We start from the raw sequence: 5,658 nt of genomic DNA, 5'->3' as shown, positions 1-5,658 counted from the left end.
ACCTCTGAACAGCACGACTGGTTCAAGCAATCGCGCGTCAGCCGCGACAATGACAAAGCAGATTGGTACGTCTGGACCGATCCCCTCCCCGATGGTTCGCCTCCCACGAATTGGCAAAGTCACTTTGGCGGACCTGCTTGGGAATTTGATCCACAGCGCGGGCAATATTATTTACACAATTTTTTAGCCTCTCAGCCCGACCTGAACTTTCATAATCCAGATGTGGTCGATGCGATTTTGGAAACTTGTGAATTCTGGTTAGACCGTGGATTAGACGGTTTTCGCTTAGATACAGTGAACTACTATTTTCATGACCAAAAATTGCGTTCAAATCCACCAGCACAGGCAAAACCGCAAGTGATGGCCACGGATCTGTATGGAATGCAGAACAACATTTATAACAAAACGCGGCCCGAAAACCTAGCGTTCTTAGAACGTCTTCGCACCCTCACTGATCAGTACAGCGACATCATGATGGTCGGAGAAGTGGGCGAAATGGGCCATCGATCCATCGAAATTATGGGAGAATACACCGAGGGAAAAAGCCGTCTGCACATGGCATATAACTTTGCGATGTTGGGTCCTGATTTCAATGCGGCGCATTTCTAAAACTGCATCCAAGGCTTTCAACGTGGAGCGCCCGACGGCCATCAGTATTGGTCGTTCAGCAACCATGATGTCCCCCTCCAAGTTTCACGGTGGGCAGAGTACGCTGTGAGCGAAGACACAATGGCGCGACTGGCCTGCGCGATGCTGATGTCGTTTGAAGGAACAATAGGCATTTATTAGGGCGAGGAACTTGGACAAATTGAAACCGAGCTAACATTCGAAGAACTCACCGATCCGCCCGCGATCCGGTATTGGCCCGCGATAAAAGGCCGAGATGGGTGCCGCACACCCATGGCTTGGGAAAAGGATGCCCCCAATGCGGGATTTTCGACAGGGACACCTTGGCTGCCTGTCAAAGCCCCACAGGCTGAAAAAGCCGTCGATCAACAAGGGGATAATAGCATCTTCGCCTATTACAAAGACGCCATCGCGCGACGCAAAGCGAGCCCTGCTTTAAGTAATGGCAAGACAACCTTCCTAAAAGTACCAGAACCCTTTCTGGCATTCACGCGCAGTGCCGAGGGTGAAACGTTGACCTGCGTTTTTAATTTGTCGGACAAACCACACGCACTTTCCATTCAGGGCGACGCAAGCATAATGCACGCCAACGAAGCGGCTTTGGACAACAAAGTCCTGACGCTAGCGGGCAACGGCTTTGCCTATATTGCGCACGGCTCTGAAATCGAGGTTAATGCAATCTAGGCCAGACTTTTGGTGTCCCAAATATCTTTCATGTAGCCCTTGATCGTGCGGTCTGACGAAAAGAAGCCCGCGCCTGCGATGTTGCGCAGCGCCAACGTGTTCCAGTGATCTGGATCCGCGTAGGCGGTGTCGACTTTGGCTTGGCTGGATAGATAGCTTTCAAAGTCTGACGCGACGAGGAATGGATCATGGTTCCACGTCGCGTCCACGAGGCCATTGTAACGCTGGGGGTCGTCTGGATTAAAGCGACCCTCGACAATCATTTGCAAAACATTGCGCAAAGTTTGGCTGGCTTGGATCGCGTCACGGGCGTGATCCATGACCTGATATCGCTGTTGGACTTGCGCCGCAGTCATTCCAAACAGAAAGAAGTTCTCGGCCCCCACATGTTCGCGGATTTCGACGTTCGCAACGTCCAACGTCCCGATGGTCAATGCACCGTTCATGGTGAATTTCATGTTGCCCGTACCCGAAGCCTCCTTGCCCGCCGTCGATATCTGTTCGGACAGATCGGTAGCAGGGATCAGGCGCTCGGCCATAGAAACGTTGTAGTTGGCGGGGTAAATCACCTTAAGACGGTCCCCGACAACGGGGTCTGTGTTAATCGTGTTTGCCACGTCATTGATAAGATGAATGATCTCTTTAGCCGCAAAATATCCCGGCGCGGCCTTGCCCCCAAAAATCTTCACGCGCGGCGTCCAGTCCGCTTGTGGATTGTCGCGGATCGCTGGCCAGCGCGCGATTGTTTCAAACACGTTAAGCAGCTGACGTTTGTATTCATGCATCCGCTTGATTTGCACATCAAACATCGCATCTGGATTAAGTCTGATGCCAAGTTGATCCGATGCCCAATTGGACAGAGCAACCTTGTTTTCTCGCTTGGCAGCACCGATGGCATCGCGCACGCCTGTGTCAGCTTCATGCGCGCCGAGTTCAGCCAAACGGCCTAGATCGCTTTCCCAACCCGCGCCAATTGTTTCGCTCAGAACCTTGGACGACGCAGGATTAGACAAGCGCAACCAACGTCGCGGGGTCACACCATTGGTCTGGTTTAGGATGAGTTTCGGATATGCGTCGTTTAGCTCGGAAAAGACGGTTTCTTTCATCAACTCCGTATGTAGCGCAGAGACACCATTTACATGCGATGCCATTACAAACGCCAGCGTACCCATATGCACTTGGTCATGCTTTACAATTCCCAAGTCATCTGGGCATTTGGTTGCTGCACGATGTTCTTTATCGATGCCTTCGATGATCTGCATATGGCGGGGTAAAACGCGCCCCATCAGCCATGTTGACCATGTTTCAAGCGCTTCGGGCAGAAGCGTATGGTTGGTATAATTCAAACAACCTCGCGCAATGTCCTTGGCGGTGTCCCAAGTCAGACCGTGCTCATCTATCAACAAGCGCATCAATTCGGGACCCGCAAGCGCGGGGTGCGTGTCGTTCATCTGGATTGCGACTTTGGAAGGCAGCATTGATAGATCATCATATTTGCTTAAGAACCGACGCAAGATGTCTTGCAATGCGGCCGAAGTCAGAAAGTATTCTTGCTTCAGGCGCAATTCCTTGCCGTTGTCGGTCGTATCTTCGGGATGCAAAACACGCGACAACGTACGCGCTAGCGCTTCGGGTGCGGCGGCAGCGGTGTGATCGCCTGAATTGAAACGCTCCAGATCAAACAGCTCGGTCGAATGTGCGCCCCATAGGCGTAACACGTATTGGCCCACTTGCCTTGCCATCCCACCACAGGCATGTCGTAGGCGCGGGCATATACGGTTTCAGATGGATGCCAGTTAAAGCCCGCGTCCACATGCCCCTTAAACGGGATCGTATAACGGGCCTCTGGGCGTTCAAATTCCCATGGATGCGGTTGGTTCAACCAATCCTCTGGATGCTCGACCTGACGTCCACTTTCGAATTTCTGACGGAAAAGCCCATGTTCATAACAAATTCCGTACCCGTAGGCAGGACAGACCAGCGTTGACATGCTCTCCAGAAAACAGGTGGCCAAGCGGCCTAGACCACCGTTGCCTAACGCCGCATCAGGTTCATTCTCCATCACATCAGATAGGCTAACGCCCTCTTGTTCCAACACGTCTTTGACGGTTTCAAATAGCCCAAGGTTCATCATCGCATCACCTAAGATACGGCCAATCAAGAACTCTAGAGATAAATAATAAACGCGCTTGCCCTGCGCTTCGTAGGTTTTGCGAGTTGCCCTAAACCAAGGTTCGATAATGAAATCGCGCACACTTTAACTCACGGCCATGCGCCAATCATACAAAGACGCATGCGTTTTGTCCTTGCCTAGCGTGTAGGTAAGGTGCTGCGTGATGCGCATCCGAAGCGCATCTGCTGACAGATCATTCATAACATTCATCTCGAAAACCCTTTGCTCACGCAGCCAGCTAACAGATACGATTTGCTTAGTCTCGATGCATTTCTGTTTGCGCTAACTTAGGTGACCACATCAGGGTCAACCCATCCTGTTTTGGCAGTCAACTCAGAAAGTTGCAGCGCCGCTGCGCGCACCATTTCCAAGGCGCTCTCAGGCTCCATGTGCAGTCTATCAGCGTCCGTGACCAACTGTTCAAGATAGATACGGATAGTCGCCCCTTGCGTGCCTGTTCCAGACAAACGGAACACGACCCGCGCGCCACCCTTAAAAACAATTCGTATCCCCTGATTGGAAGAGCGCGATCCATCCACAGGATCATCGTAGGCAAACTCGTCCGCTGTCTCGACACGCAGTTTACCAATTGTTGAGCCTGCAAGCGAGGGCAGTTTTGCGCGCAAGCCATCGACCATGGCATTTGCTTTTTCGCTCTCTACTTCTTCGTAGTCATGTCGTGAATAGTAGCAACGCCCGTGGGTCGACCACAGATCAGCCATCAGATCCGCAACGGACAACTTGGTCTCAGCGAGGATGTTCAACCATAGCAACACGGCCCAAAGTCCATCCTTTTCGCGCACGTGATCTGATCCCGTGCCCGCGCTTTCTTCACCGCACAGCGTGACCTTGCCAGCGTCCAACAAATTGCCAAAGAACTTCCAACCCGTAGGTGTTTCAAAACATCCAATACCAAGGCTTTCGGCCACGCGATCAACCGCGCGCGAGGTCGGCATAGAACGCGCAACACCAGCCAAGCCATCTTTATATGCAGGTGCCAGATGCGCCTTCGCTGTCAGAACTGCGAGACTGTCAGAAGGCGTCACATAAGCACCCCGCCCTACAATCATGTTGCGATCTCCGTCGCCGTCGGACGCGGCACCAAAGTCAGGTGCATCCGCGCCGTACATGATGTCCATGAGCGACTTGGCCCAAATCGGGTTTGGGTCCGGATGACCCCCACCAAATGTCGGACTTGGCACGCCGTTCATCACAGTGCCTTTGGCCGCGCCCAATGTGTCTTCGAGGATCGCGTGCGCATAGGGTCCGGTGACGGCATGCATAGCATCAAACCGCATTGTGAAGCCGCTTGCGAAAAGCGCGCGGATTTTGGCAAAATCGAACAGACTACCCATCAATTCAGCGTAATCCGCGACGGGATCAACAATCTCAACCTGCATAGAGCCGATTTGCGTGTCCCCGATCCGTTCAAGATCAATATCGTCGCCAGCGGCAATTCGATACGTCTCAATCTCAGTGGTCCGTGCAAAAATTTTATCAGTCACCGTTTCTGTTGCAGGGCCCCCATTCGCACCATTGTACTTCAGACCAAAATCCGCATCTGGCCCCCCAGGATTGTGACTGGCGGATAATATCAAACCACCGTCCGCTTTGCGTAAACGGATCAAGTGGGACACCGCAGGCGTCGACAAAATTCCGCCCTGCCCAACAATGCATTTCGCCGCCCCGTTCGCAGCCGCCATGCGAAGAATAATCTGAATGGCTGCGTCGTTAAAAAACCTACCATCCCCACCCACGACCAAGGTCTTATTCTGCACGCCATCGATTCCATCGAAGGTCGATTGCACATAATTCTCAAGGTAACGCGGCCTTTTGAAAACTGCAGTTTTCTTGCGCAATCCGCTGGTACCTGGCTTTTGGCCGTCGATTGGATCTGTTCTAACTGTTTGCATCGGCTTTGGTGTTACCCCCAATTATAGTCAATTAACATGCGACGTTTCATCCGAGAAAACCACCACCGCATTTGCAGCCACATGCATTCCCTCGGTCACTTGAATTGCATCATCTTGGCTGGTGTCAAAACGGCGGACCCATCGGTTGCCCTGCGCAACCGATGGCGGCGTTATTGTCCCGACCAGCATATGATGTCGTGAAGGTTAAATAAGAGAAGAACATTTTGAAGCTTGCATTTAGTGTTGATCACGATTCGCGCA

The 5,658-nt window shown here is 52.3% G+C and carries 3 protein-coding genes and 1 pseudogene; 2 read left to right on the top strand and 2 right to left on the bottom strand.

The window, feature by feature from the left end; all coding sequences use genetic code 11:
* Together QZ279_RS09385 and QZ279_RS09380 are read left to right on the top strand one after the other, a co-directional pair.
* Positions 1 to 609: alpha-amylase family glycosyl hydrolase (locus tag QZ279_RS09385; RefSeq protein ID WP_293450180.1), on the top strand; the 609-nt coding region annotated here is incomplete at its 5' end.
* Between the two features lie 291 nt (positions 610 to 900).
* Positions 901 to 1,311, top strand: coding sequence for a DUF3459 domain-containing protein (locus QZ279_RS09380; RefSeq protein WP_293450178.1), 411 nt, complete (start codon positions 901 to 903; stop codon positions 1,309 to 1,311).
* Here the strand turns inward: QZ279_RS09380 and QZ279_RS09375 are convergent.
* A pseudogene (locus QZ279_RS09375) lies at positions 1,308 to 3,685 on the bottom strand (glycogen/starch/alpha-glucan phosphorylase). The gene QZ279_RS09380 and the pseudogene QZ279_RS09375 overlap by 4 nt on opposite strands.
* A gap of 86 nt (positions 3,686 to 3,771) precedes the next feature.
* Positions 3,772 to 5,397: an alpha-D-glucose phosphate-specific phosphoglucomutase gene (locus QZ279_RS09370; protein WP_293450176.1), complete on the bottom strand. Its 1,626-nt coding sequence runs from the start codon at positions 5,395 to 5,397 to the stop codon at positions 3,772 to 3,774.
* Positions 5,398 to 5,658: the final 261 nt, after the last annotated feature.

The sequence above is a fragment of the Planktotalea sp. genome (assembly GCF_018607965.1).
Taxonomy (GTDB): Bacteria; Pseudomonadota; Alphaproteobacteria; order Rhodobacterales; family Rhodobacteraceae; genus Planktotalea.
Note: the sequence above shows the minus strand (reverse complement) of the source record. Positions and strands in the feature narration are given on the sequence as shown.